Genomic DNA, 26,458 nt, shown 5'->3' with positions numbered 1-26,458 from the left:
ATTCCAAAAAAGAAATTCCAAATTCCAATTTTTGAGTTTACCAAGCCCGATCGGTTTTAAGAATTATCAGGTTTGTTATTAAATTGGAATTTGGAATTTTTAAAATTTGGAATTTATTTATTTTTATCCATTAGAAATTCAGCCAAAAATTCAATTTTTATAACCGTTCCGTTTTGATTTTCTATTGAAAGTTTTCCTTCCAAATCATCACTTAAACCTTTTATCAGACTCATTCCAAAAGAATTTTTTCTTTCAGGGCTAACATTAGTATTATAGCCAATTCCATTATCTGAAATAGTGAGTATATAATAACTGTCTTTTACTTTTTCTAATGTCACATTAATCATTCCCGTACGATCATCCGGAAAAGCATATTTGATTGAATTCGTAATGCTTTCATTTAAAATAAGTGCCAACGGAACGGCTTGCGCAACATCTAGCTCTAAAGGTGCGACATTAATTTCGAATCGAATTCTCTGTCCGGTACTAAAAGATTCTTTTAAATATTCGACCAATTCCCTGATATAATTGGGCATATTAATCGTCGAAATATTCTCAGAATTATATAGTTTTTGATGAATCAGGGACATTGAATGAATCCTGTGCTGACTATTTTTAATTGCTGATAAAGCCATATCATTCTCCAAATAGGCGGATTGTGAATTTAGAAGACTGATAACCGTTTGAAGATTGTTTTTTACCCGATGATGAATCTCTTTCAAAAGCCATTCTTTTTCATCGAGTAAATGCCTTAAATTGATGTTTTTTTTATGGATTTCTTTCTCTTTGAGTTCAAGTTTATGGTGATTTCGCTGTTTTAAACGGTATCGGTTAAATAACAATGCGATAGTAATTAAAAATAAAGCAGAGCTTCCAATTGCTAAATAATTTAAAAGTTGTGATTTATGCAGTTCGCTTTTTTGTAATTCTGATTGATTGTTTAAGAGCTTAATTTCCTTTTCTTTATTTTGCGTTTCGTATTGAATTTTAAGTTCTTCAATTTCTTTGTTTTTAGAAAAATTAACCAAATTATCATTTATCTTTTTATAAATCTGATAGTGTTTTAAGGCCGAAGAATAATTACCTTCCAAAGAATCAATTTTGGATAATGAAATTTCAAGTTTCTCAGAACTATAATTGTGTTTGTACAATTTTGCTATAGCTGAAACTTTATCGGCGTAGAACTTAGCTTCTTTTAATTTGTATCTAGATGCATAAAAAGCAGTCATGTTAGAATACAGGTTTAAAATATCAATTACAGTTTCGGGTGCTAAAATCTGCTGTGCGCAGTTATCCATTTCTTTAAAATTCTTTTCTGCCAGGACAAAATTATTCAGTTTGTCGTAACATAGTGCTTTGGTATTAGCCAAAACCATTTTATCAAAAAGATTTGGTGGGGGATATTTTGCTGTAATCGAGTTAATATAATCTATAGCTTCCTGATCTTTTCCTTTTAAAGATAAAGCAGACACGAGACTCGCAAAACTTTTATACCAACCACCGGTATTACTGCCTTTTTGCCCTGCTTGAATACTTTTTTCATAAGTTACTTTGGCTTCTTCAAAATGACCAAGCGTTAGATAAACATTGCCAAGACGAAGGTAAAAATCGTCTGCAAAATTATAGTCATTAATTGCTTCCATTGTTTTTATACTCTTTAAAGCATAATACAAGGCGCTTTTTGTATTGTTTTGTAAAAGTTCAATGTAAGAGATCGTGGCTTCGGTAAAATGAACGTGCTTAAAACCGGCTTTTCGCTGATAATACAAACTTTGATAAAATCCTTTAAGCGCTAACTTTAAATTTCCCGAATAATAATGAATGACAACGATCTTTAGATAATTTACTATCATTTTTTCTTCTAATCCTAACGTACTGTAAAGCTTTATAACTTCATTTAGAATTATTTCTTTTTGAGGATCAAAAACAGGAAGAAACTGTGCCTGATTGGCTAATGCGTCCGCGAGGGCTTTTTGATCATTGTTTTTTCGGCATTCGTTTACAACTTTGGTAAAGCAATTTTTACTTTCATCTAAATTATGTGCTTTGGCATAATATTTTCCGAGCAGCATTACACTTTGATGCTGCCATTTTTGTATTTTAAGCTCATTACTGATTTTGAGCGCTTCATTTATATTGTATAATGCATTCTGAAGATTTTGTGGTTTTGCTCCTGGTTTAAAAAGATAAAAATTGCCAAGTAAAAGCAGTAATTTTATTTTGGTTGTTTCTTTTGTTTTGGCTAAAATTTTATTGAACGGCGTTACATTTCCTTTTTCTAATAATGCACTTCCACTTAAAAAAGTTTTATCTGAAGCATCATAAAAACCTTCATCATAACTTAGCAAAAGTGGTAATTTATAAATTTTTACAGCCAAAACGGTTGCGCTGTCCTCATCAATTTTCCCTTGATATGTTGCGTAAAGAAAGGAGCTGCATAACTGAATTAACAATCGTTTTTTCGCCAGATTATAATTGGCAGTTGAGGATGGTGCCTGAGAAAATGAGGGAAAAGAAATAAACAGCAGAAGTAAAAAACAGTATAATTGCTTCATGTTTTTCTAAGTATTTGTAATTGTGTGATTTATGATCAATCAAATATAGAAATAAACTAATATATTTAAGAATATTATTAATAAAATACTATTTAAATGGAATTATAGAAGATTGGTAACATCTATTTCTAAGTATGTTTCTGTAAAAGTCTAATTTTAAATAGGTTGCAATTAAATTTATAGAAACATTAAAAAACTGCATCATTCTATTCTGCATATTTTTATCTTTATAAGATGTAAGATTTTTATTTTTAGAAACTAGAGAATCAGGAGCTTATGTTTGTAAATAATCGTTTCCATATAAAATCATTAATAAAATTCAGCGGCGGCAGTTTAGCACTGATTGTAAGCTGGGCATTTATGATTTTCTTTTCTTATGAATACCTCAATATAAGATGGATTTCAATTCCGTGGGTCAGCGTTGGAATTATTGGTACAGCAGTGTCTTTTTATATAGGTTTTAAAAACAATCAGTCATATGATAGAATTTGGGAAGCGCGAAAAATTTGGGGAACCTTATTAAATATTAGCCGTATGTGGGGCATTACCACAAAAAGCTATATCAACAATCAAATTTCGGTGAATAAACTATCGGAGGAAGAAATAAACGCTATCCTTAAGAAATTAGTTTATAGAAATATTGCTTACGCCTATGCTTTTCGGGCACAACTTTTAATACCAACTACATGGGAGCATATTAGTCTGGGAACCCGCATTGCGAAAAGAAGCCGGAAAATATTGGAAAAATTTGGCATTAGTATGCTTGAAGATAATTTTACCAGGGAAATAGTAGAAAAACATCTCGATTATGATGAGCATGAAGAGTTGAAACAATTTACCAATAAGGCCACACATATTATAGATCTGCAGTCGCAACATTTACTGGAGCTCAGAAAAATGAATGTTATTAATGATTTTTATCATGCTCAATTACAGAACCTTCTCAATAATTTTTACGAGGAGCAGGGTAAGGCAGAGAGAATCAAAAATTTTCCTTTGCCTCGTTTGTATGCCTATGCGAGTAATGTTTTTGTTTGGATTTTTATCATTTTACTTCCTTTTGGCCTGATTGCAGAATTTGACAAAATGGGACCTTATAATGTTTGGTTGTTTATTCCTGTAGTTACTATTATTTCCTGGATTTTTTCACTGATGGAAATGGTGGGAGACTATTCTGAAAACCCATTTGGAGGTTTAGGAAATGATATTCCGATGCTTTCTCTTTGCCGGACTATCGAAATTGATTTGAAGCAAATGATAAGAGACGAAGAAATTCCGAAACCTATAGTTGCCCAGAATGGAATTTTGATGTAATTGAAAGTGTTAAAGAGTTCCAAAAATAATAAATTTTTATAGTATAAAGCTTTAATAAATAGAGATATAATTCTATTTTGTGTTAAAAAAATAAGTAATTTTAAGCTAGAATTTCAACGGATTTTATTAAAAAAGGTATTAATTATAATAAAGCTGAATAAATGAAAATCACTACAAAAACGGTAAAGTGGAGTGTATTTATACTTCTAATTTTTCAAACAGTATCTGCCCAAATAAAGATTGGAAATAATCCTACAATAATTAACGCATCGGCGATTTTAGAAATAGAATCGACAAATACAGGATTTCTTTTGCCCCGCCTGCCATTGACTAATGTTTCACTTTCAGCGCCACTTGCACAGCATGTTGCAGGTATGATTGTTTACAATACTGCAACAGCAAAAGGATTAAGCCCCGGATTTTATTATAATGACGGCACAAAATGGATTGGCGTTAGCTCATCCACCGTTACAGGATTACTTTCTGCAGAAAACGGTTTGACCAATTTAAACGGCATAGTTAAGCTGGGCGGTGTTTTAAATCAGCCTACGGTTTTAACAACAACAGCTATCAATACTTTTGCTATTAAAGGACTCGGTGCTGGAGATACTGTTCAGGGTGATTTTGTGGTTATTGACAAGATAACCGGTGTGTTAAAAACAATTCCATATTCAGTTATTGAAAATATAATTGACAAGAAAGTAGATAGTAATCCTAAAATAATTCCGGGAATAAAAACTAAAATTACTTATGATGAAAAGGGTTTGGTTGTTAAGGGAGAGGATGTTTCACTAGCTGACATAAAAGGACTGCAAGCTGAATTAGACAAAAAGGCACCTCTTGTATCACCTTTATTTACCGGGACTCCAAAAACTATTCCAATCAATATAACCTCTTCAGATAATTCCATTGTCAATAAAAGCTACGTTGACGATGAAATACGACAAGCCAAAATAGCATTAGTTTCTCAAACCATAATAGATGGTAAGACTATTACAGCACCTTCTGAAAATGCAGTTTACGATGCTTTGGCTTTGAAAGCCCCAAAAGATTCGCCAACGTTTACAGGTATTGCCCGTGCAGTAACGCCAACAACAACAAGTGACGGCAAAACAATAGCGACAAAAGAATATGTAGATGTCATCGTTACTGAAGCTAAAACGGGTTTGATTTCACAATCAATTTTACTGAACAATACCACTACGGCACCATCAGAAGATGCGGTACGAAAAGAACTGGATTTGAAAGCACCTGTAAATTCACCTGTTTTTACAGGAGTTGCAAAAGTTCCGGATATTAAGGGGAACACAATCACTGACCCGTTGGCAATTGCCAATAAAGGTTATGTTGATGACCAGATTACTTCGGCAGGAAATATTTATAACAAAGATGGTACGCTAACGGATAATAGAAAAGTCACATTAGATGGTAAAAGTCTAGATTTTATTGGTACTACAGCAACGAATCCTACACGTTTGAATCCTGACGGGAGCGTAATTATTGGTGGCAACATCAATTTGAATAATAAAGTAACCGGAACGAACGCTCCGGTAAATGCGCTTCAATTTACAAACGATGAAAATGGAGCAGGTTATGCTGCTGCTAGTATTACGGCTCAAACCGGTGATGATAAAGGAAAAGGGCAGCTTTCATTCAAAGTAAAAACAGCTACAGGTGTCGATACCGAAGCCGTTCGTATTACCGACAAAGGAAATGTTTTAGCTGGTGATGCTATAGATAATAATTCGGCAGTATTAAACGTGCAAAGTACAACTAAGGGAGTTTTAATGCCGAGGCAAACAAAAGAGCAACGCGATTTAATTACTACGCCACCAACAGGATTGCAGGTTTATCAAACGGATGTGTCAGGAAGTTCCCGCGAAGGACAATATTTGAAAACAAGTACAGGATGGAATAGAATGTTACTTGAGGGAGATGTTAAGTTAGATTATTATGATGCTATAAATGATTCGGGTGCAGCAATTTCTGGTGCAAGCACACCAGTCGCAGTTTATATAAAAGGTGTTGATGGTTCTAATAATACTACTATAGCTATCGCAGATGCTGGCAATGCTGCTACAGCACGATTTGAGGGAGTAATAGTAGATAATGTTCCGGCAGGAGCGCCATGTAAGGTTTACTTACGCTATATTTCGTACAATGTCGATACTTCGTCCTATGCTCAAAACGGATCAGTTTTTTTAGGTACCGGCGGAAGTTTTACTGCTGATCCTTCTAGTTTGCCTTTTGGTGTCAGGATTGGTAAAGCTTTTAGTGTAGATCCTGCAAATCCTGCTATTTTGTTTACGGCTTATCTCGTAGCCGATGTTTTAAGAAATCAGTATGAACAAATTAATGGCGGTATTGACGAAACCATATTTACAGGTCCCGTAGCTTCTGGCTCAGCACCCATAGCGGACAATTATTTAACCAATAAAAAATATGTAGATGAAACCGTTGCCAGTTTACAGCAATATCAAGGGGTTTGGAATGCTGCAACAAATACACCCACACTTGTAGGTGCAGCAACAGCTAAAAAAGGTTGGACTTACGATGTTACAGTTGCAAGCGGAAGTCCAGTAAAATATACCAATATGTGTACTTCAACCAATATTCTTAAAGGAGATATAATCAAATTTGACGGAACGTGTTGGGTAGTAATAGAAAAACAATATCCGTCTGCAACGACTATTCAGGAAGGAATGGTAAAACTCGATGGCGTTATTTCGTCATCTACGACTTTAGTACCAACTTCCAATTTATTGAAATCAGTATCAGATGCCAATATTGCCCATATCAATAATAAAAGTAATCCGCATGGTGTAACCAAAGCTCAGGTAGGATTAGGAAATGCAGATGATACAAGCGATGTTAATAAACCAGTTTCTACACTTCAACAAACCGCTTTGAACTTAAAAGCGGACAAATTAAACGGAGCTTCGCAAATAACTGATAATAATGCTTATGGAAACATTGGAACATTAGCGGGTGCAGCCCAGGCAAGTATAAATGCGGGTATAAATGCTAAATTAAGCAGTCAGACTCAATTAAACGGTACAGGTTTGGTAAGAATGGCCGGCACCACAGTGAGTTATGATAATATTGTTTATGCTCCTTTAAATTCGCCGGTATTTACGGGTGATGCTCAGGCTGTCGAAGCAGCAATAAATGATAATGATAACTCAATCGCTACTACATCTTTTGTACATAAAACAGCATCTGGTGGTTGGTCAAAATTGGGAAATGATATAAATGATACCGATTTTATTGGGACTATTAATAATAAGGACTTAGTATTTAAAGCTTATAATACTGAGCGAATGCGCATAAATCAATCACTTCCACAAGTGGAAATAGGAACTTCTGCAAGCCCAACTTCATTGCGAATAAATACAACCACGGAGTTATCTAAAAATATTCCTGTAAAGATAACAACAAGTGAGGCTAATCCTTTTATTACAACATTTGGTGTTTTTGGATCAGGAACAGAAACTCATTATCTGGATATAAATTCTTATGTTTATGACAGCACTAATTTCTTAAATATTCCAGGAAATATATCCATGCAGCCTGATGGCGGAATAATTAGTATTGGAAAAAAAGATTTTACGGGTTTAAGCGAAAAACTGGAAGTAAATGGAAATGTAAGAGCAACAGGATTTAAAATACCAAACGGGACTTCGAGCCAATTTCTTATGGCTGATGGCAGTACCTCTACAGGTTCATTTTCAAGTGAATGGTCCCTTAATGGAAATGAAATAACAGCCGCAAATTTTATTGGATCTACAAACAATTTTGATATCATTTTTAAAACGAATAATAGGGAGCGCTGGCGTATGGGGTCTAATTCTGGCCGATTTTATATAGGTGACATTGCTGATCCTAATAGTGGCGGATCATTGTATATAGTGCCTGAAGGTGGTACTACCGATAGCACTCCAATAACGATAAAAACCGCTGATCTGGAGAATCCTCTTACTATGGAATTTCAAACTAAATTATCTGGAAGTTCCAAATATTTTAATATCAGAACTTTCGTAGGAGATAATACTACTTTCACACCAACAAATCTTTCCCTGATGTCTGAGGGAGGCATACTTAATCTCGGATATGCTGATTTTACTGATTTAACTGAAAAGCTGGAAGTAAACGGAAACGTAAGGGCATCTGGTTTTAAAGTCCCAAATGGGACTAACAGTCAATATTTGATGGCAGACGGTAGTGTAAGTTCTTTATCTGCGAGTGGATGGGCACTTAATGGAAATGCAGGAACAACACCCGGAACCCATTTTATAGGAACCACCGATAATAAAGACCTTGTTTTTAAGGCGAACAATATTGAACGAATGCGGGTGAGCAATACTACTGGAAAATTGACTGTAGGAAACACTGTAGCTCCGGGTTCATTAACAATAGTTACAAGTAGTACCTCAACTACAGCACCTTTGTCTTTAGTAACATCTGATGCTAATCCGCTTGTGATGACTTTTCAGGATATTGGTTTTGCTCCAAATAACATGTTCGCTGTAGATGCTTTTCATGTTGGAAGTCCAAATACCCCTGCGAATTTATCATATCTCGCCGGTGGAGGATTATTTAGCATTGGTTTTAATGATTATGAAGGTTTAACAGAGAAATTAGAAGTAAACGGAAATGTTAGGGCAGCAGGTTTTAAAATTCCAAACGGAACCGGAGATCAATTCCTTATGGCTGATGGAAGTGTATCTACTGGTAGCAGTACCGGTCTTTTTGTTGATGGGGGAGTTGATAATACCTTAAAACCAATAAAAGACGCTTCCAACAATACCAATACAGGTGTATATGTCAGTTCAAAATCTATTACTGCTTATGGAAGCGCAAATGCCAACAATACCGCTTTTGGGATGAATGCATTAGCACAGGCTGGAATAGGCAGGTTCAATACTGCTTTTGGGTTTAATGCACTTTATAATATTACAAGCGGTGAAAACAATACGGCACTTGGTTTTGGGGCAGGATCAGGCAGTAATAATGGTTCAAATTCTGTTTATGTAGGCGCAAATACGGTAGCAAGTACTTCTACAGCATCAAATGAAATTGTTATTGGCGCCGGAATTGCAGGAAACGGATCTAATACAACTACTATTGGCGATTCAAACACAATTATGACCTATTTAAGAGGAACGGTTTCTTCAAATGGTGCTTTTGCCAATACATCAGACGAACGACTTAAAACGAATGTAACAAAAGTAGAAAATGGTCTTGCTGATGTAATGCAATTGAACCCTGTGACTTATGACAAAAAAAGAACATTGGAAAGCAATAACTATGATTTGCACGAAATAGGCTTTATTGCTCAGGATTTGCAAAAAATATTTCCAAAAGGAGTGGTATTTGAAGGTACGGACAAAGACAAATTACTTGCGGTGAATTATGACGCGATTATTCCGGTTTTGACCAAAGCTATTCAGGAACAGCAAAAAATAATTGAAGAAGAAAAAAGTAAAAATGACACCCAGCAAAAAGAAATTGATGAGTTGAAGACAATGGTGAAACAGTTGATGGAGAAAAAATGATTTTTTTAATTATGAATTGTGAATTGTGAATTGTGAGTTATGAGTTATGAATTGTGAGTTATGAGTTATGAGTTTTTTTAGATTCTAAAGTGATTAACCGAATTAACGAATCAGCGATTAAACAAATTACCGATTAAACGAATTAACAATTAACCGATTAAACAAATAAATAAATGATGAAAAAAATATATTTCTCCCCTATAATCATCTGCGTTTTGCTGTTCTCATCATCCTTGCTGCAGGCACAGAATTATCTGGACACTCATGTTGAAATGGGGATTTTTGGACCATTTTCTTTTGAAACCAGTACTTTCTGGGGCACGGCGAGAACTGCAGCACCAGGCTATTACTCATGGACAATAGGGAGTGGCAATTATATAGGTGCTGATGATACGCATCATGTTAATGGTTACGTCAAAAAATACGGATCGGAGGCTTTTGTGTTTCCAGTAGGTTCCGGAACTGATTTGAGAAGTCTTTCAATTTCAGCGCCTTCAGATCCTTCAGATGTTTATGCTGTTGCCTGGATTGCTGGTAATCCAAATACAACAGCAGATCCTACAAATGCTAATTCATTTCATCCGATAACTGCCGTTGCTTCGCCAATATCTTCAGTAAGTACCGCAGGACAATGGGACTGGCAGACTATCCGCGGAACTGGTGAAGGATTAATCATAACTGTTTCTATACCGCAACTTTTCGGAGTAGAATTTACCGATGCTTCGCTATTACGGCTTGTGGGATGGAACGGAAAAGCTTGGGAAAACCTAGGAACAGCAGGAGCATCCGGACTCACAGAAAACAGTACACTCAGTGGAATCATGAAGGTCGGAATACAGGCAATTGGTGTTGGAGTTATCAAAAATGTTTCAACAATTATAGATAGTGATAAAGACGGCTTACTTGATAGTGCCGAAGGTTTAACAAACGATACAGATAAAGATGGTATTCCTGATTATTTAGATGATGATGATGACGGTGACGGCATACTAACCAAAGATGAAAATGCTGACCCAAATGGTAACGGACTTCCTGATGATGCCAAAGACAGTGATGGAAATGGAGTTCCGGATTATCTGCAGCCCAATATTTCAAGTGCAAACGATGATTTAGTAGTTTATAACGCCTTGTCTCCCGATGATGCCAATGCTGTAAACGATGTTTTCACCATCAAAAATATTGAAAAATATCCTGACAATATAGTGGCAATTTATGACCGTTGGGGAAATAAAGTGTATGAAACGCACGGCTACAATCAAAACGGAAATGTTTTTGAAGGAAAAGCTTCAGACAATACACGATATAAAGACGGAATCAAAGTGGGGCAGGATACGTATTTCTATACCATTATGTACAGAAAAAGCGAAAGTGAATCCTATAAGAAACGTTCAGGGTATTTGTATGTTAAAAGAGGCTATTAACAGTTGAGGTAAAAAATGTGATGATATTGCTATTATTAAGGTCTTAAAAAAAAACAAGAATTTGTTAAATTATTTTAAAACATTTTAACATTTTAAACAAAGGTCTCGAAATAAATATTTATTTTTATGTCAGAATACATTGAATAATTCAATTTGCCCCAGTCCAAAGTTTCTAATTGAAGTATTTTAAAATGAATTGGTTGCATTTAATAGTCGCATATAAAAAAAAAATTAAACGAATTCAATCAGATGAATTATTGGCAATCAAAAGATCTAGGTTCAAAATATTTCTTTTTAGTCCTGATATGTTGTAATATCAGTTTAAGTTTTGCTCAGGAAAGCCTTGCATCAGCCAAAATAATAAAATTTGATGAGGCAATACTATTAGGCCTTCAAAACAATAAGCAACTTAAAATAGCAAACACAAATTTGGCTATAGCCAATGAAAATCTCAGTCAGGCTAAAACTGCTAAATTGCCTCGTGTCGGGGTGAACGCAGGCTATACTTATATTGGAGATCCTAAACTTTACGAAGGTTTTTATGAAAGCAATATTACCGTCGATTATTTTAATCATACAGGCTTTGCCAACATCGTTTCGGCAATGCCAATCTATAGCGGAGGTGCTATTAATGAAAGAATTGAGCAACAAAAATTACTCAATCAAATGCAGGAATCAGCTGTAAAAATGACCGAGGCCGATGTTAAAAACGCCATCACAGAACAATATTTTACCCTCGAAAAATTATACCGTCAAATAGAGGTAACCAAACAAAACATTATCAATACAGATTTGCGTATCAGTCAGTTAAAATCGCGTGTCAATAACGGTCAGAATTTAAAAAGTGATCTTTTAAGAACCGAATTACAGCAATCCAATTTTAAAGTCTCCGTTTTTCGAAGCACCAATACCATAGAATTAATCAGTAATTATCTCGACATACTAATTGGCTTTCCAACCAATACTATTTTGAAACCCGAAGTTGCCGAAAGTATGCTGCCCACAGAAAATATAAATCTGCAGCAAAGTTTAGAGGAAGCTTTTCTGAACAGAGAAGAAATAAAACGCGCTGAGGTAGGCATTAAAATCTCAGAATCTTCTTTAAGTCTGACAAAAAGCGGTTTTCGTCCAAATATTAATGCCAACCTAATTTTAAATACAGAATATCCTGCGCAATGGCCCAGTTATGTAAATATTTTAAATTATTGGGCTGCAGGACTTTCCTTAAGTTGGGATGTATCGAGCTTTTATACTTTAAAACACCGTGTTTCAGGCGATAAACTCGAAATTGACAAAAGCAATATCGCATTGGAAGTAACTAAAGATCAAATTAGTACAGAGGTTAAAAATGCTTATGTAAGATATGCTGAAAGCAAGGAAAACATCAAAACCTATAAAAAAGATGTAGAGCTTTCTATGAGTAATTATAAAATTGTAAAAAGCAGGTATGACAATGATTTTGCTCTGATTAGCGAAATAGTTGATGCTGAACTTCAGTTAAATAACTCAAGAATTTCATTGGTTAACGCTAATTTAGATTTAATTATTCAATATTATTCCCTTCAATATGCAATGGGAAAACTTTAATATTTTGATATTATGAGTGAAGAAAATGTACCAGATGAAGCAGTTCAGAAAAAAGAAAAAAAAAGAAATACGGTATTAACCGTACTGTCTTTTATTTTTCTGATTGCAGGCGGTTTATGGATTTTAAGCTTATTTTTTGATTTCAAAAATTATGAAACCACTAATAATGCTCAGGTCGAAGCTTATATTAACAGCGTTGCCGCAAGAGCGACAGGACATATTAAAGAAATTAGGTTTGAAGCCAATCAGTACGTTCATAAAGGCGATACGCTGGTAATTTTAGATGATTCAGAATATAAAATTAAAGTTGCGCAGGCCGAAGCTGATTTGGCTATAGCCGAAGGAAACTTGCACTCTGCAGAACAAAATATAACTACCTCAGCATCAAATCAGGCATCTGGGGAAGAAAAACTGGCTGGTGATTTAGCAAGTCTGGAGAAAGCCCAAAAAGATTATCAGCGATTCAAAAACATGTATGCCGATTCGGCGGTAACACGTAATCAATATGATCAGGTCATTTCAAAATTGAAATCGGAAGAAGCGTATGTAAAAGCCAGTCGAAAAGGATTGGAAGCCAGCGGTTCCGTAACCAAACAAAGTAACATAAACCTTGAAGCGGGAAGAGCAACAATCGCCAGAAAAAAAGCTGATCTCGAGGCTGCAAAACTACAATTGTCATATACAAACATCATTGCGCCATCTGACGGATATGTAGGTGAACGCAACCTTTCAATCGGGGAGTTAATCAATGCCAATCAGACCATTGCGACAATTGTCCTCAATCAAAAATTATGGATTTCGGCCAATTTTAAAGAGACACAAATCGAAAAAATAAAACAAGGGCAGGAGGTAGCCATTACCATTGATGCACTTGACGGAAAAGAATTTAAAGGAAAAGTAGTGGGTTTTTCTCCGGCAACAGGCGCTAAATTTTCGATGGTTGAACCCGATAATTCAACAGGAAACTTTGTGAAAATTACACAGCGAATTCCAGTTAAAATTGAATTTGAGGCTTCCGCCAAAGAATTACTGGAAGTAAAACCAGGAATGAACGTAACCGTTGATGTAAAAAAATAAAAGATGATCGCAGGAAAAAAAGGAAGCGTTTTTACCCTCATAGGACTATACATCCTTACGATTCCCTTTTTTAACGGATTGAATGTCACCACCTACGACAATTCTCAAATTCTTGGGCATTTTGGGCCTTCGACTACTGCTTTTACTTATTCAGTATATATTCCTATTTTTTCTATGCTGGCCTTTATGCCTTTAGGATTAAAATTGGGCAAGCAAATCAGGGTTCGTACCATGATTTTATCGATTAGTTTTTTATCCTTACTATTTAATACTGCTTCATTATTTGCACCTACAATTGAGTGGTTTACTTTTTGTCGCTCTCTTTTGGCTATAGCTTCTGTTATTGGCATATTTGCTTCGATGGTTCCAATTTTATTGAAATACAATCCGGTTTTTAATATGGCTTTGTTGTATGGAATCCTTCAGTTTATTCAGAAAGGAAGTCAGCATTTGTATCAATATTTTGGAGCCCAATTTACAAGTCTGCACAATTGGACCTTCGGAATTTATTTTCTGAATGTCAATTTTTTGGTTGGCATTGGTTTGGCCTGGTATTTTTATAAAGCTGATGTTGCGCCAATGAAAGCACCAGTATTTCAGTTTGACTGGAGAGGCTGGATTATTATGATTTTGTGCTTTATCATCATTCTTTTTTTATGTGCCGAAGGACAAACACGAAACTGGTTCAGCGATTCTAAAATTGGACTGGCAGTTGCTGTTTTATTTCTACTCTTTGGACTTTATCTCTTTCATGCACGATTTACAGAAGATCCATTAATTAATCCAGATGTTTACAAATATAAAAATGTGGTTATCGGCGCTTTTTTAATGTTTTATATCGGCGTAATGAACGGAACCGGCAGTATTGTGACAGGTTTTATGACTAATATTTTGGGATTTGATTCGGTTTTAGGAGCTCAGACACATCTTGCAATATTACTTGGTTTGTGCATTTCCATTCCGCTTGGAACCTATCTTTTATACAAACGCATCTATCTCGCCACGATTTGGATTTTCGGCTTTGCCTGTTACGGATTTTATCATTTGATTCTCTTTTTCAGGTTTTACCCCGGAATTGATTCTTCAGATTTCGTGCTTCCATTAGTTTTTAAAGGACTCGGAATTGGTTTTCTATTTCCCGTTTCATTGCTTTATATTTCCGAAGGTATTCCTCCAAAATTGAGCACATCCCGCATGATGAGCGGGATTATAGCGCAAGCCGTTTTCGCATCATTGTTAGGAGGAGCCATTTTAGGAACTTTTATTTCTAACATGAACATACAGCACAAAACAGGTTTAAGTCAGCAACTGACACAGACTAACATGCAGGCAGAAAAAGAGCTGGCCAATTACAAAAGAAATTTTTTGTTCATGGGATTATCCGATAGTGAAGCACAGAAAAAAGCAGAAAAAGGACTTTCCAGTAAAACTTCACAAGCAGCGATTTTACTGGCTTATAAGGATGTTTATCTTGTCATGTCGGCCATTTGTTTTTTTCCAATTTTTATAATTCTGCTTTTTAAACTTTGGCGCAGGCCAATTGGAAAAGTAGAAGTAGAGCCGATACCAATTTAACTATTGAAATAGAATACAAGTTAGCATCTTATTTAATCAACAATATGAATTATTATGGAACTAAAAAAAGATCGCTTTTTATATCATTTATGGACTAAAGAAAGTGGATTCAGCAGCATGTTTGTATTGCTTTTTGTCATGCATTTTATAGTAATTCCGTTGTTTGGGAGTTATTCGCGGTTTATGGTGATTTTGAATATTTTCTGGATACTGTTTCTTTTTGCGGGTATTTTTTCACTTTCAAAAAATAAAGAGCAAACTATTCGTCTTTCCATTATACCTATTCTGTTTGTAGTCGTACAATGGATTGCTTTTTTTACGATAATTCCCATTGTTGTATTTGCAGATCTTATTTTATCGGTAGCCATCATGTTGCTTCTGATCATATTAGTATTAATAAAGGTACTGGAGCCCGGACCTGTCACAATTTACCGTATTATAGGCTCGATAGTCGTGTATATGTTATTGGCTAATCTTTGGTGTGTTGTCTATTTATTTGTTTTCAGGCACATCGAAGGCTCGTTTCAAATGGCGGTTTCTCCATTTACAATGAGCAGCGAGCAGAGCAATTTTTTGTATTTCAGTTATATTACTATTACTTCGACTGGTTATGGAGAAATAGTACCTATTCACCCTTTTGCCCGTTCTCTGGTTCAGGTAGAAGTTTTAACAGGTATTTTGTACCCGGTAATCCTGATTGGAAGACTCGTAGGAAATGCCAATTTTTCTTTAAACAAGTAAATTAATCATATAAATCAATTGTATATCTAAAAATAAATTAAAATGGAAAAATCGAATGTGAATAAACGAAAAGAACTCTTTGACACTATTTTGCAGTTATTTTTTATCTTCCTGCTTGTGGGGTTTTGTATCAAATTACTGATGCCCTTTTTTATGCCAATTCTTTGGGCGGCAATTTTGTCTGTAGCATTTTTCCCCTTGTTTGATTTTCTGCAAAGGATCTTAAAAGGACGAAAAACTTTGGCAGCCATAATCATCACACTTGCTATAATAGCAATCATGTTGGTACCTGTAATTTACGCCTTAAATGCTGCAACAGCAAATTTTGTAGAACTGAAAAACAGTTTTGATGCCGGCACGCTCAAAATTAGTCCACCAGGCCCGTCAATCAGAGAATGGCCCGTAATTGGTAAGCCTTTGTATGAGTTTTTGCTGGCAATGTCCACAGATATGCAACAAGGTATTATTAAATATCAGGAACAAATAAAAGATGTTACATCAAGACTTATGGGAAGTGTTGTAACTTCAGGAATGGCGTATTTACAGCTTATTTTATCTGTAATTATTGCGGGAATTTTATTTGTGACGCCCGGGGGGAAAAATTTATTGATGAAATTGCTTAGAAAAGTTGCCGGAAACGAAGCAGATGAAATTATGACAATTTCAGTATCAACTGTATTTCAGGTGGTAAAAGGGATTTTGGGAGTTGCGATTATTCAGACTATTATTCAGGCTTTTGGATTTTTTTTAGCAGATATTCCATACGCTGGACTATTAACTTTAGTATGTCTTATATTTTCGATTTTACAAATCGGGCCAATTATCATTAATATTGGAGTTATTGTATATCTTTTTTCGACAGGCGATTCGGGTTATGCAATAGGGTGGACAATATTTTTTGTAATCAGCGGACTTTCTGATAATGTTTTGAAACCGCTTTTATTAGGAAAAGGGGCGCTGGTACCAATGCTCGTTATCTTTTTAGGTGTAATTGGCGGATTTATAATGTCTGGGTTTATAGGTTTGTTCGTTGGTCCAATTATATTCTCAATTGGTTACAAGCTGTTTATTGCATGGTTGGATGATAATCATCATGTTGCTCCTCAACCTGTAATTATTGATCCTGAAACACCAACGATTGATTAAGTTTTATTTATAATTATGATATTCAAAAAATCCCATTTCGTTATAAAATGGGATTTTTTGTTTTTGATGATTTTATTTTAAATTTTTAAAATGCCTCTCCAATGGATTAGGCAGGCATAAAAAAACTCCTAAGACTATTTGCCTATTATTTGAAACAATTTTTAATCGTTTTTTATTCTTTATATATTTTATTCTTTATATAAAATAATAACAGCTTTATATCCAGTTCCAACATTCCATTGGCTAGACTCGATAACGGCTCCTTTGTCGTCATAAACCTGAAATTCGGCGGTATTAGGTGAAGCGGAACCCTCGTTCAAAGCTTCAAAATCAATTTTATTGATTCCTTTTACTAAATTTATTTTGAATCCTTTATAACTTCCATCAAGGAGAACTTCAGGTTCAATAACTTTATCATTCAGATAGACTTTAATCTTATCTCCATCTACAAAAGCAGCATCTCTGTAACGAATGGTAGAAGTGAAGGATTTTGTTATGAAGCCCCCTAAATATTCGTTTCTTCTATAAAAAATTCCCTCTTTATTGGCTTCTTTTTTATAAAAAATGTTATTGTTAAAAAGTTCATCCGGATTGATCTTCAGTACCATCGGATCTTTTGCAAGTGCTGGAGGTTCTTCATTTGGCAAAGCTTCTGCTGGGGGTAAAACTTCTTTCTTTTCTGGATTTTTTGACTGGATTGACTGATGGTTTTTATTCAGTTCATCTTGCGCAAATCCCTGTAAAGAAATACTAGCTATGGTAATCAAAAACAAAATTCTTTTCATAATAATTTAAAATAAACAGTATTAACATGTATATAGTAATAACATTTAAATATAGTATTTATTGTCTTTTAGAATAGATTATGTAAATTATGCCTCTATATTTTTTAATCTTATTATATGTTTTTTTCTTGTTAAAATACTTGGTAATATTATAGGTTTGTTTATAAACCGGTAATCAAATACCGGGCTTATATTCGGAGTACTGTTTGAAGCAAAAGAAAACGAAATTTATACCATCACAGCAACTAATGAAGGAGGGAATCTTATTTTGGAGGAATGCTTTCGTCAAATAAATCCCCTGCTATCTAAAATTCAATATTTAATAAAATAAAAATTATCCAAATCCAGTAAAAGATATTTAACACGTAAGAGACTTTAATTATTGATTAAATTTAAGAAGTAAAAAAAAGATAACTGTGATTTGATTTTTATAGATTTGTAAAATCTAGATATTCCCAAAAACAAATTGGGAATTAATTATAAAATCTAAAAAAAGCAATGAAATCTGTTTCTTCAATATTTTTATTTTTAATATTTGTTTATTCAAATTCGTACTCACAATTAAGTTCAGATAAAATTTTCGAAAGCTTTAAGCAGGGTGAACGCACTAATTGTTCATCTATTGCTTTTATTAAAGCTTCTTTAAATGTTTATGGATTAGATAATCTTTTTATAACTGAAAAATTAAATGACAGTTTGTATAAAATAACATTAAAAAATAATGCATCATTTAATCTCAAAAGTGATGAAATAAATGAAGCTAAATTATCTGCTGATTTCGTCTATATTAAGGAAAATTGTGATAGTGAAAAAATTAAAAACTATGCAATACTGACATACGCAGTCATGGCAAAATACAAACAAATTATTGATAAAAAGTCAACATTTGATAAAGCATTAGAAGATTTAGAAGAGGGAGAAGTATATACCCCGACAATTTATAAGTATTTAGGTTTTAAAGAAGGTAAAGAAATACAAAAGTTAAAACGTGAATCTGGAAGTGAATACTGTGGAGTTGTTGCATGGTCGACCGCTCACGCAGTTTTCGTTTGTGAAGAATTTATGGACTATTATGGCAATAAAAAAAGTATATGGATAAAATATCCGGGGCGTTTTAGAATAATTAAGTCATAAGAAAGAATGAAATAAACGAGAAACTTGATAGTTATTTTTTTCGCACTACTGTTATAATTAACCTACACAGCGTGAGTGAATGTTATAATACTAGTTATCAAACTAAAAAAGAAATTAATTAAGTTGTAATTTAAGTTAATTTATATACTTTTGCTATACCAACAACCAAATCTATTAAGAAAATGAAAAGCAACATTATTTTACTAAGTATCCTTTTTTTCTTGACAACTGGTGCAATCTCAGCACAGGCAAAAAATGCTCCTAGAAGTATTATTAGTACAACAGCTCTTATACGTAAATACCATGACCAAAAAGAATTGAGTGGTATGCAAAAAGGTGAGCTTTTAGAATTGTATATTGAACGTATTAAAGTTTTAGTAAAAACGCTTCCGTACATTGCTCTGGTTACTAAACCGGGTGTTACGATGGCTGATTTAGGGATTCCAGACGATAGTGAGCATAAAAAAGTATTGGATAACCAGGCCACTGGTACAACAATTTTCTTAGATACAACAGTAGATTTTCAGAGAAAAATGATGCCTTATTCTGATAAGGGAAACCTGATCGCTGCAATTTTATTTTACGAAAGCACATTAAAATCTTTACATGAATTCAACGACTTGAATGAAATGTAATATTATAATATAGACCAATAAAAAACCTCCGAAGTCATTGATTTCGGAGGTTTTTTATTTCGCTAACTTTTTAATTTCCTTTTAATAAATTGATACTTACGGTGGCGATATCAGCATCTGGAAATCGCTTGAAAATTGATTTGTCCGGAAACAATCCTGCTTCTGAAGCAACATTATTAAAGACATCTATCTCAACAATATATTGATCGGAAAAACCATGAGTTGCGTCATAAGCTGTTGCAGGAGTCTTTCCTAAATTACTGGCTGCAAGTTTTGGATTTATAGTATGTAATTCAATTAAAAGCAAACCAAATTTACGAACATAAGGTGACCATTTTTGCAAATGTTCCAGGAGATTATCTTCTATGTGGTTATTGCTTATTCTTTTTCCTCTGTGGGCAAATGCGCCAGTAGATTTACTAACCCGGTTTTCATCGATATGTTTCGGATTTTTCCAAATTCGATTATGATCCAAAAAAGTCCTTACGTTGAGTAAATCTTTCAGATCAATATTGTAATTTTCTTTCAGATCATCTGCGAGTATATTTGGGCGTCCAATATCGCCCCAGATTACTTTTGCCCAAATATCTGCCTTAATAAGATTGGCCCGGGTTACTTTTAAGGCGGCTTGATTATAATCTGCCCCAACCAGAAACAACGGATACTCATCAAGCATCTTTCCTCGTAATGTTTGCCTGTCAATTACCTCAAAAATATGCTGTAGGAAAGCACCATTACCACAACCCATGTCTAGTATTCCCTTAGGTTGTTCTTCAATTGGGCGGTTAAAAAGCTTTATTATTATCTCATCTACAACTTTAAAATAAGTATCATGCGCACCGCCGCTTCCCCAAACATTCATTTCGCGATCAACATGAATTTCGTTTTCACCATCTGCTATCATTCTTAAAACATTCGGGTCACCAAAAATTAATTCTTCAATTTTGGCAAAAGTTGGTAAATATGAAACTGTAACTCCATAGGCACTGGCTCTTTTGGCAAAAAACAAGCCCATTTCAGTAAATTGATAATTGCCATTTTTTTCTAAAAACCATCCAAGATGTACAAAAAAGTCTAATATTTTTTTAAAATTTTCAGGAGATTTATGAAACTCTTCCGGTCTGAAGGAAGTTTCCATAAAATATTTATGAAACATCCCGTTCATCGCCAGACGGACTATGGTTGGCCCAATCAAATGCCCTTCTATATGTTGTAAAATCTGATAGTGAATTGTCTTGGTACGTATGTCATCGGAAGGTTCAATGCCATATTTTCTAGTGTATTTTTCAAAAATTATATTAAGTTTTTCAAAGGGCTCATTTTCAAAGAGTCGCGGGTGAAACTGAGTAGAAAATTGAAGTAAATCAACAACATCTTCATAAAGATGAAACATTGAAAAGGCTATTTTTGTATTTTCATTTACCAGGACTGTTATTTCCTGTGTTTTGTTATCAACTTCGTAATCTAAAAAACCCTGAGAAGCCAAAATCCTCAAACCAACATTAAGATAACCTTCATTAGCTTTAAAAACAGTTACAAGCTCACTTAATTGTATTTTCTTCTTATTTAGGATAAATTCCAGAACGGAATGATTTTTTAGGGCTATGGCAACCGGGGCAACAGCTAAGCCGTCAAGATGTCTGAAAATGGAACTCCGAAGTTGTGATTTATTAGTCATAAAATGAAAGCTTGCTAAAAAAATATTGATTTTTAAGTGAGGACATATAAGTTTTTTTGCATCTAAATTCTGCAATTTACCTTACACTAGTTTAAAACTTCATTTGTAAATATTTCGTTTATATAAAGATAGTTTTTTTTAAAATTGATTCTTATTGACTTTAATGGTTGTTAAAATGTTTTTCATAATATCGTTTAAACCTGAAAATGGTAAAAATTTGCTAACGAATCAAAGAATTACTCTGCTTATTTCGAATATGCTCCCGATGTGATATTCCCCAATTGATCATTTCGGTAATTATAGGTCCAAAAGATTTACAATAATCAGTTGATTCATAAAGTATAGGCACTTTTGCATCGCGGTTTTCGGTTCTCTTAACCAAATTATTAAGTTCCATATCTTTCAATTCTTTCGAAAGCATACGTGAAGTAATTCCTGGTATACTTTGCTGAATTTCCTTAAATCTTGTATTTCCATTACAAATAGAATTGATAATAGGCAATTTCCATTTACCGCCTAAAACATACAAAGTGTCCTGAAGTGCCTGAAATTCTTCTTTCTGATTTCTTGCCATTGGTATTAATTTAACACTAAGATATAAATAATTTTTTCACCATATAAGTTATATAAGTTCATTTAAACTTTGTGGTTTGTTGGAGCGTAATTTTTTCACCATATAAGTGATATCAGTTCATTTTAAACTTTGTGGTTAGTTTGAGTAATCTTTGCGGATGAGCTCATTTAAGCTGGGCTTATGAAGAGTAATTTTTATCGTATTTATTTTAAGTTCTAAGATATTCATTACTGTCTTCTTATATGATCTTGATCAGTATTATAAAAGTTGCTAAACCAGTTGCTATAATATGAACTGATATCACTTATATGGTGGAAAAAAATCATAAGCTTTTCTTATATGACCTCGACTTTTATACATAGCAGCTTAAGAGTTACTGTAATATGCTCTTATATCACTTATATGGTAAAAGAAAAAATATGCAGTATACTCCATGATACCGTTGAAAAAGTAATGTCTATTCAAATTTAAATTTGTACCGTTAATTTAAAAACATAAAAAATGGACAATTTAAAAAATAAAGTAGCCGTAATTACCGGAGGAAATAGCGGAATTGGTTACGCAACAGCCAAACAATTAAAAGAACAAGGCGCAACGGTTATCATTACCGGAAGAAGAAAAGAAGCAATTGAAAAAGCCGCTTCAGAATTGGAAGTTAACGCTATTGTTGCAGATCAATCCCGAATTTCAGACATTGAAAATCTGACTTCAAAAGTAAAAGAAGATTTTGGACAAGTTGATATTCTTTTTATCAATGCAGGTATCGCAGGTTTAGGAACAATAGAACAGGCAACAGAAACGCTATACGATGATATAATGAACATTAATTTAAAAGGAGCGTATTTTACTTTAAGCCGTTTTATTCCGATTCTGAAAGATGGCGCATCCGTAGTATTTCTTTCTTCTAATACTGCAAGCATGAGTGGAGCAGGATCATCTATTTATTCTTCAAGTAAGACTGCACTTAATGCAGTAATGAAAATAGCGGCTGTGGAATTGGCACCAAGAAAAATCAGAGTGAATTCGGTTAGTCCCGGCCCAACAGAAACAGAAGTCATGAAAAAAGTCGGTTTAGATGAAACAACTGTAAAATCGATTATGGATGTTGTGGTTGATAGAATTCCCCTAAAACAAATGGGAACTTCAGAAGATGTTGCCAAAATGGTTTCGCATTTAAGCAGTGAAGCTTCAAAATTCATCACCGGAGCCGATTTTATTATGGATGGCGGAATGGTTTTGGCTTAAATATTTTGTTTCAGGTTTCAAGTTTCAGGTTGGAATCGTTTTACCGCAAAGTGCGCTAAGATTTACGCAAAGGTCGCAAAGCTATCATCTCATAGCTTTTGCGATCTTTGCGTTTTTATAAAATCGTGCTATAAGCTTTGCGCACCTTGCGGTTAAGCAGCAAAGCATTTCACATTTCACCTTGTCCATTTTACTTCTCACTTTGTCCGTTTCGGCTATTTTCTGATTCTATAAGAACTGTTATCGGGATACTTTTGACGAAGAAATTAACTGATAATCAAATAAATTAAAAGTCAAAAAATGAAAACAATTCAAAAAAACAAACACAGCTTCTTAAATGCAATGGTAACAGGAGCTTTTATATTGGTAGCTGCTACCAGCTTTGGACAGAAAAAACAAATTCAAACAACAAAAGATTCAGAAGCTATTCGTCCGTATCATATTAGTGTAAATCAGGAAGCCATTACAGATCTTAAAAATCGTGTAAATGCTACCAGATGGCCACAACAGGAAACGGTTACAGATCAATCTCAGGGAGTAAAATTGGCCCAAATTCAAAAACTGGTAAAATATTGGGGAACCGATTATGACTGGCATAAAGCCGAAGCCAAACTAAATGCATTGCCTCAATTTGTAACTAACATCGATGGATTGGATATTCAGTTTATCCATATCAAATCAAAACATAAAAATGCTTTGCCCTTGATCATCACTCACGGATGGCCAGGCTCTGTTTTTGAACTTTTAAAAGTGGCTGGTCCATTAACTGATCCTACTGCTTATGGTGGAAAAGCCGAAGATGCTTTTGATTTAGTTATTCCTTCAATGCCGGGTTATGGCTTCTCAGAAAAACCAAAAGGAACAGGTTGGGGACCAGAAAAAATTGGAACTGCCTGGGATGTGCTGATGAAACGTTTAGGATATACACATTATGTGTCTCAAGGCGGTGATTGGGGGTCTGTAATTGCAGATGCCATGGCACGTCAGGCACCAGAAGGATTGTTGGGCATTCACGTAAATATGCCTGCTACGGTTCCGGCAGATGTTGCCAAAGCACTTAAAGATGGTGATCCGGTACCTGCAGGATTATCAGTAAAAGAAAAAGCGGCTTTTGTATCATTAAATAAATTATACACAAAAGGCGGTGGTTATGCCGGCATGATGGTAACGAGACCTCAAACTCTGGGATATGGTCTTACAGATTCGCCAGTAGGTTTGGCTTCCTTTTTCTTAGACAAATTTAACGAATGGACATATAGTGGAGGTGATGCTGAAAAATCACTTACCAAAGATGAAATGCTGGACGATATTTCATTGTATTGGTTAACAAATACAGCCAATTCATCTGCTAATTTATATTGGGAGAATAACACAAATAATTTTAATGTTGTTGAACAAAGAACAACTGAGATTAAGATTCCGGTTGCGGTAACCGTATTTCCGGGCGAAATTTATCAGGCACCAAAAAGCTGGACTGAGAAAGCCTATAAAAACCTGATTTATTTCAATGAAGTAAACAAAGGAGGACATTTTGCTTCCTGGGAAGAACCACAACTTTTCACTATTGAACTTCGCGCCGCTTTTAAATCATTAAGAAAATAATAAAACCTATTGCCTGATAGGTTTGAAATTCTGTCAGGCAATTAATTTACTAATCAACTAAATAATAAAATTATGGAACCAAAGAAAAACAAAACATGGGTAGTAGTAGCTATTATCATTTTAGGAATAATTGCCTTTTTAATTCCGAATCAGATTGCCGCACAAACTGGTATAAAACGAACCGATTTACAAAAACATGACCTTGGCGTTCCAGGATACGAAACCGTACAGGCAAAAATCGATTTTGATGCACATAGTGCTTTCGGAAAGCATTCTCACCCTGGTGAAGAAGTTATTTATGTGCTTGAAGGTTCATTAGAATATCAGGTTAATGACGATAAACCAGTGACGCTAAAAGCTGGAGAGGTACTTTTTATTCCTGCAGGCGTAGTTCACTCAGCGAGAAATAATACTAATGCAAAAGCTTCAGAATTGGCAACTTATATCGTGGAAAAAGGTAAACCCGTGCTGGTTTTGAAAAAGTAAAACATTCATCAGACAGTAGGATTTTTAACTTTCAGTCTGTCCGTTTCACCATTTACTTCGTCCGTTTGAGCTCTTTTCTGATTGTATAAAGAAGGTTATCGAAATACTTTTGACGAAGAAATTAACTAATAATCAAATAATTAAGACATCAGAAATTATGAAAACAATATCAAAAATCAAAAACAGTATTGCAGCTTTAACTTCTAAAATATTTTTAATCGCAGTTCTTTTCTTTGCCATGACAGCTGTAAATGCACAATCAGTAAATCCATCTCTTGGGACATTAAAGCAAATCAATGCAGGATTATTAAACGTAGGATACACAGAAGCAGGTCCTTCAACCGGAACTCCGGTAATTTTGCTGCACGGTTGGCCTTATGATATTCACAGTTACAATGAAGTGGTTCCCATTTTAGTTGCAAAAGGCTACAGAGTAATCACACCGTATTTAAGAGGATCAGGAACTACAACCTTTCTTTCAAAAGATACTTTCAGAAACGGACAACAAGCAGCTTTGGCAAGTGATATTATCGCTTTGATGGATGCGCTAAAAATTGATAAAGCAATTATTGGCGGTTTCGACTGGGGAGCAAGAACAGCGGTAGTTATGGCAGCACTTTGGCCAGAACGTTTACAGGGATTGGTTTCAGTAAGTGGTTATTTGGTTGTAAATTTAGAGGCCAATTTAAAACCATTACCTCCAAAAGCGGAATTAGGATGGTGGTACCAATATTATTTCGCTACAGAAAGAGGGAAATTAGGATACGCTCAAAATACCTACGAGTTTAACAAACAAATCTGGCAAATAGCTTCTCCTTTATGGAAATTCGACAAAGCCACTTACGATCAAACAGCGCAATCTTTTGATAATCCGGATCACGTAGCAATTGTAATCCATAATTACAGATGGAGACAATCTCTTGAAGCGGGAGAATCTAAATATGATCATTTAGAAAAACGTTTGGCAGCAAGACCTGCAATTAAAGTCCCAACAATTACCATAGGAAGTGATTTTGATGGCGCTTTCGCGGATGGAAAAGCTTACAGAGATAAATTCACAGGAAAATACGAGCATAGAATTCTTAAAGGTATCGGGCACAACGTACCACAAGAAGACCCAAAAGCATTTGCACAAGCAATTATTGATGTAGATGGTTTGGGTAAAAGTAAAGAGTAAAGAGTCAAGAGTCAAGAGTCAAGAGTCAAGAGTCAAGAGTAAAGAGTAAAGAGTAAAGAGTCAAGAGTAAAGAGTCAAGAGTAAAGAGTAAAGAGTAAAGAGTAAAGAGTAAAGAGTAAAGAGTAAAGAGTAAAGAGTAAAGAGTAAAGAGTAAAGAGTAAAGAGTAAAGA

At 34.5% G+C, this 26,458-nt stretch carries 18 protein-coding genes; 14 read left to right on the top strand and 4 right to left on the bottom strand.

Annotated features, from left to right (window positions below):
* Positions 1 to 113: 113 nt before the first annotated feature.
* Positions 114 to 2,555, bottom strand: a complete 2,442-nt coding sequence (locus J2X17_RS05560) for a histidine kinase dimerization/phosphoacceptor domain -containing protein (protein ID WP_310295468.1) — start codon at positions 2,553 to 2,555, stop codon at positions 114 to 116.
* Between the two features lie 276 nt (positions 2,556 to 2,831).
* Here J2X17_RS05560 and J2X17_RS05555 point away from each other — a divergent pair, with 276 nt between their 5' ends.
* The 8 genes from J2X17_RS05555 (at position 2,832) to J2X17_RS05520 (ending at position 16,971) form a co-directional block, all read left to right on the top strand.
* Complete coding sequence (locus J2X17_RS05555; protein ID WP_310295466.1) at positions 2,832 to 3,869, top strand: bestrophin family protein; 1,038 nt, start codon at positions 2,832 to 2,834, stop codon at positions 3,867 to 3,869.
* A 161-nt stretch (positions 3,870 to 4,030) separates the two neighbouring features.
* Positions 4,031 to 9,424, top strand: coding sequence for a tail fiber domain-containing protein (locus tag J2X17_RS05550; protein ID WP_310295464.1), 5,394 nt, complete (start codon positions 4,031 to 4,033; stop codon positions 9,422 to 9,424).
* Positions 9,425 to 9,597: 173 nt separating this feature from the next.
* Positions 9,598 to 10,845 (top strand): T9SS type B sorting domain-containing protein, encoded by a 1,248-nt coding sequence (locus J2X17_RS05545; protein WP_310295462.1) that lies wholly within the window; start codon positions 9,598 to 9,600, stop codon positions 10,843 to 10,845.
* Between the two features lie 249 nt (positions 10,846 to 11,094).
* Positions 11,095 to 12,432, top strand: coding sequence for a TolC family protein (locus J2X17_RS05540; RefSeq protein ID WP_310295460.1), 1,338 nt, complete (start codon positions 11,095 to 11,097; stop codon positions 12,430 to 12,432).
* Between the two features lie 12 nt (positions 12,433 to 12,444).
* Entirely contained in the window at positions 12,445 to 13,509 is a 1,065-nt protein-coding gene (locus tag J2X17_RS05535; protein ID WP_310295458.1) for an HlyD family secretion protein, read from the top strand.
* A 3-nt stretch (positions 13,510 to 13,512) separates the two neighbouring features.
* Entirely contained in the window at positions 13,513 to 15,084 is a 1,572-nt protein-coding gene (locus J2X17_RS05530; protein WP_310295456.1) for an MFS transporter, read from the top strand.
* A 54-nt stretch (positions 15,085 to 15,138) separates the two neighbouring features.
* Positions 15,139 to 15,825 carry an ion channel gene (locus J2X17_RS05525; protein ID WP_310295454.1) on the top strand — a complete coding sequence of 229 codons (687 nt, stop codon included), beginning with the start codon at positions 15,139 to 15,141 and terminating at the stop codon, positions 15,823 to 15,825.
* A 42-nt stretch (positions 15,826 to 15,867) separates the two neighbouring features.
* A complete protein-coding gene (locus tag J2X17_RS05520) occupies positions 15,868 to 16,971 on the top strand; it encodes an AI-2E family transporter (protein WP_310295452.1) in 1,104 nt (367 codons plus the stop codon).
* A gap of 188 nt (positions 16,972 to 17,159) precedes the next feature.
* Here the strand turns inward: J2X17_RS05520 and J2X17_RS05515 are convergent, their stop codons facing one another.
* Complete coding sequence (locus tag J2X17_RS05515) at positions 17,160 to 17,756, bottom strand: hypothetical protein (RefSeq protein ID WP_310295449.1); 597 nt, start codon at positions 17,754 to 17,756, stop codon at positions 17,160 to 17,162.
* 498 nt (positions 17,757 to 18,254) lie between these two features.
* Between J2X17_RS05515 and J2X17_RS05510 the strand changes: the two genes are divergently transcribed.
* Together J2X17_RS05510 and J2X17_RS05505 are read left to right on the top strand one after the other, a co-directional pair.
* Positions 18,255 to 18,890 (top strand): hypothetical protein, encoded by a 636-nt coding sequence (locus tag J2X17_RS05510; protein WP_310295447.1) that lies wholly within the window; start codon positions 18,255 to 18,257, stop codon positions 18,888 to 18,890.
* A 182-nt stretch (positions 18,891 to 19,072) separates the two neighbouring features.
* Entirely contained in the window at positions 19,073 to 19,525 is a 453-nt protein-coding gene (locus J2X17_RS05505) for a hypothetical protein (protein WP_310295445.1), read from the top strand.
* Positions 19,526 to 19,595: 70 nt separating this feature from the next.
* Here the strand turns inward: J2X17_RS05505 and J2X17_RS05500 are convergent, their stop codons facing one another.
* Both J2X17_RS05500 and J2X17_RS05495 read right to left on the bottom strand, forming a co-directional pair.
* Entirely contained in the window at positions 19,596 to 21,203 is a 1,608-nt protein-coding gene (locus J2X17_RS05500; protein WP_310295443.1) for a class I SAM-dependent methyltransferase, read from the bottom strand.
* Positions 21,204 to 21,423: 220 nt separating this feature from the next.
* Positions 21,424 to 21,777, bottom strand: a complete 354-nt coding sequence (locus J2X17_RS05495; RefSeq protein WP_310295441.1) for a winged helix-turn-helix transcriptional regulator — start codon at positions 21,775 to 21,777, stop codon at positions 21,424 to 21,426.
* A 501-nt stretch (positions 21,778 to 22,278) separates the two neighbouring features.
* Here J2X17_RS05495 and J2X17_RS05490 point away from each other — a divergent pair.
* The 4 genes from J2X17_RS05490 (at position 22,279) to J2X17_RS05475 (ending at position 26,287) form a co-directional block, all read left to right on the top strand.
* Positions 22,279 to 23,022, top strand: coding sequence for an SDR family oxidoreductase (locus J2X17_RS05490; protein ID WP_310295439.1), 744 nt, complete (start codon positions 22,279 to 22,281; stop codon positions 23,020 to 23,022).
* A 300-nt stretch (positions 23,023 to 23,322) separates the two neighbouring features.
* The gene (locus tag J2X17_RS05485; RefSeq protein ID WP_310295437.1) at positions 23,323 to 24,624 is read left to right on the top strand and encodes an epoxide hydrolase family protein; all 1,302 of its coding nucleotides are present in this window, start codon (positions 23,323 to 23,325) and stop codon (positions 24,622 to 24,624) included.
* A gap of 72 nt (positions 24,625 to 24,696) precedes the next feature.
* Positions 24,697 to 25,110: a cupin domain-containing protein gene (locus tag J2X17_RS05480; protein ID WP_310295435.1), complete on the top strand. Its 414-nt coding sequence runs from the start codon at positions 24,697 to 24,699 to the stop codon at positions 25,108 to 25,110.
* 157 nt (positions 25,111 to 25,267) lie between these two features.
* Positions 25,268 to 26,287, top strand: coding sequence for an alpha/beta fold hydrolase (locus J2X17_RS05475; protein WP_310295432.1), 1,020 nt, complete (start codon positions 25,268 to 25,270; stop codon positions 26,285 to 26,287).
* Positions 26,288 to 26,458 lie beyond the last annotated feature (171 nt).

This window comes from Flavobacterium aquidurense (genome assembly GCF_031458035.1).
GTDB classification, from domain to species: domain Bacteria; phylum Bacteroidota; class Bacteroidia; order Flavobacteriales; family Flavobacteriaceae; genus Flavobacterium; species Flavobacterium aquidurense_C.
Note: the sequence above shows the minus strand (reverse complement) of the source record. Positions and strands in the feature narration are given on the sequence as shown.

Coding starts and splice junctions, on each gene's coding strand:
- J2X17_RS05560 (WP_310295468.1), bottom strand. CDS start 2,555: ATGAAGCAATTATACTGTTTTTTACTTCTGCTGTTTATTTCTTTTCCC.
- J2X17_RS05555 (WP_310295466.1), top strand. CDS start 2,832: ATGTTTGTAAATAATCGTTTCCATATAAAATCATTAATAAAATTCAGC.
- J2X17_RS05550 (WP_310295464.1), top strand. CDS start 4,031: ATGAAAATCACTACAAAAACGGTAAAGTGGAGTGTATTTATACTTCTA.
- J2X17_RS05545 (WP_310295462.1), top strand. CDS start 9,598: ATGATGAAAAAAATATATTTCTCCCCTATAATCATCTGCGTTTTGCTG.
- J2X17_RS05540 (WP_310295460.1), top strand. CDS start 11,095: ATGAATTATTGGCAATCAAAAGATCTAGGTTCAAAATATTTCTTTTTA.
- J2X17_RS05535 (WP_310295458.1), top strand. CDS start 12,445: ATGAGTGAAGAAAATGTACCAGATGAAGCAGTTCAGAAAAAAGAAAAA.
- J2X17_RS05530 (WP_310295456.1), top strand. CDS start 13,513: ATGATCGCAGGAAAAAAAGGAAGCGTTTTTACCCTCATAGGACTATAC.
- J2X17_RS05525 (WP_310295454.1), top strand. CDS start 15,139: ATGGAACTAAAAAAAGATCGCTTTTTATATCATTTATGGACTAAAGAA.
- J2X17_RS05520 (WP_310295452.1), top strand. CDS start 15,868: ATGGAAAAATCGAATGTGAATAAACGAAAAGAACTCTTTGACACTATT.
- J2X17_RS05515 (WP_310295449.1), bottom strand. CDS start 17,756: ATGAAAAGAATTTTGTTTTTGATTACCATAGCTAGTATTTCTTTACAG.
- J2X17_RS05510 (WP_310295447.1), top strand. CDS start 18,255: ATGAAATCTGTTTCTTCAATATTTTTATTTTTAATATTTGTTTATTCA.
- J2X17_RS05505 (WP_310295445.1), top strand. CDS start 19,073: ATGAAAAGCAACATTATTTTACTAAGTATCCTTTTTTTCTTGACAACT.
- J2X17_RS05500 (WP_310295443.1), bottom strand. CDS start 21,203: ATGACTAATAAATCACAACTTCGGAGTTCCATTTTCAGACATCTTGAC.
- J2X17_RS05495 (WP_310295441.1), bottom strand. CDS start 21,777: ATGGCAAGAAATCAGAAAGAAGAATTTCAGGCACTTCAGGACACTTTG.
- J2X17_RS05490 (WP_310295439.1), top strand. CDS start 22,279: ATGGACAATTTAAAAAATAAAGTAGCCGTAATTACCGGAGGAAATAGC.
- J2X17_RS05485 (WP_310295437.1), top strand. CDS start 23,323: ATGAAAACAATTCAAAAAAACAAACACAGCTTCTTAAATGCAATGGTA.
- J2X17_RS05480 (WP_310295435.1), top strand. CDS start 24,697: ATGGAACCAAAGAAAAACAAAACATGGGTAGTAGTAGCTATTATCATT.
- J2X17_RS05475 (WP_310295432.1), top strand. CDS start 25,268: ATGAAAACAATATCAAAAATCAAAAACAGTATTGCAGCTTTAACTTCT.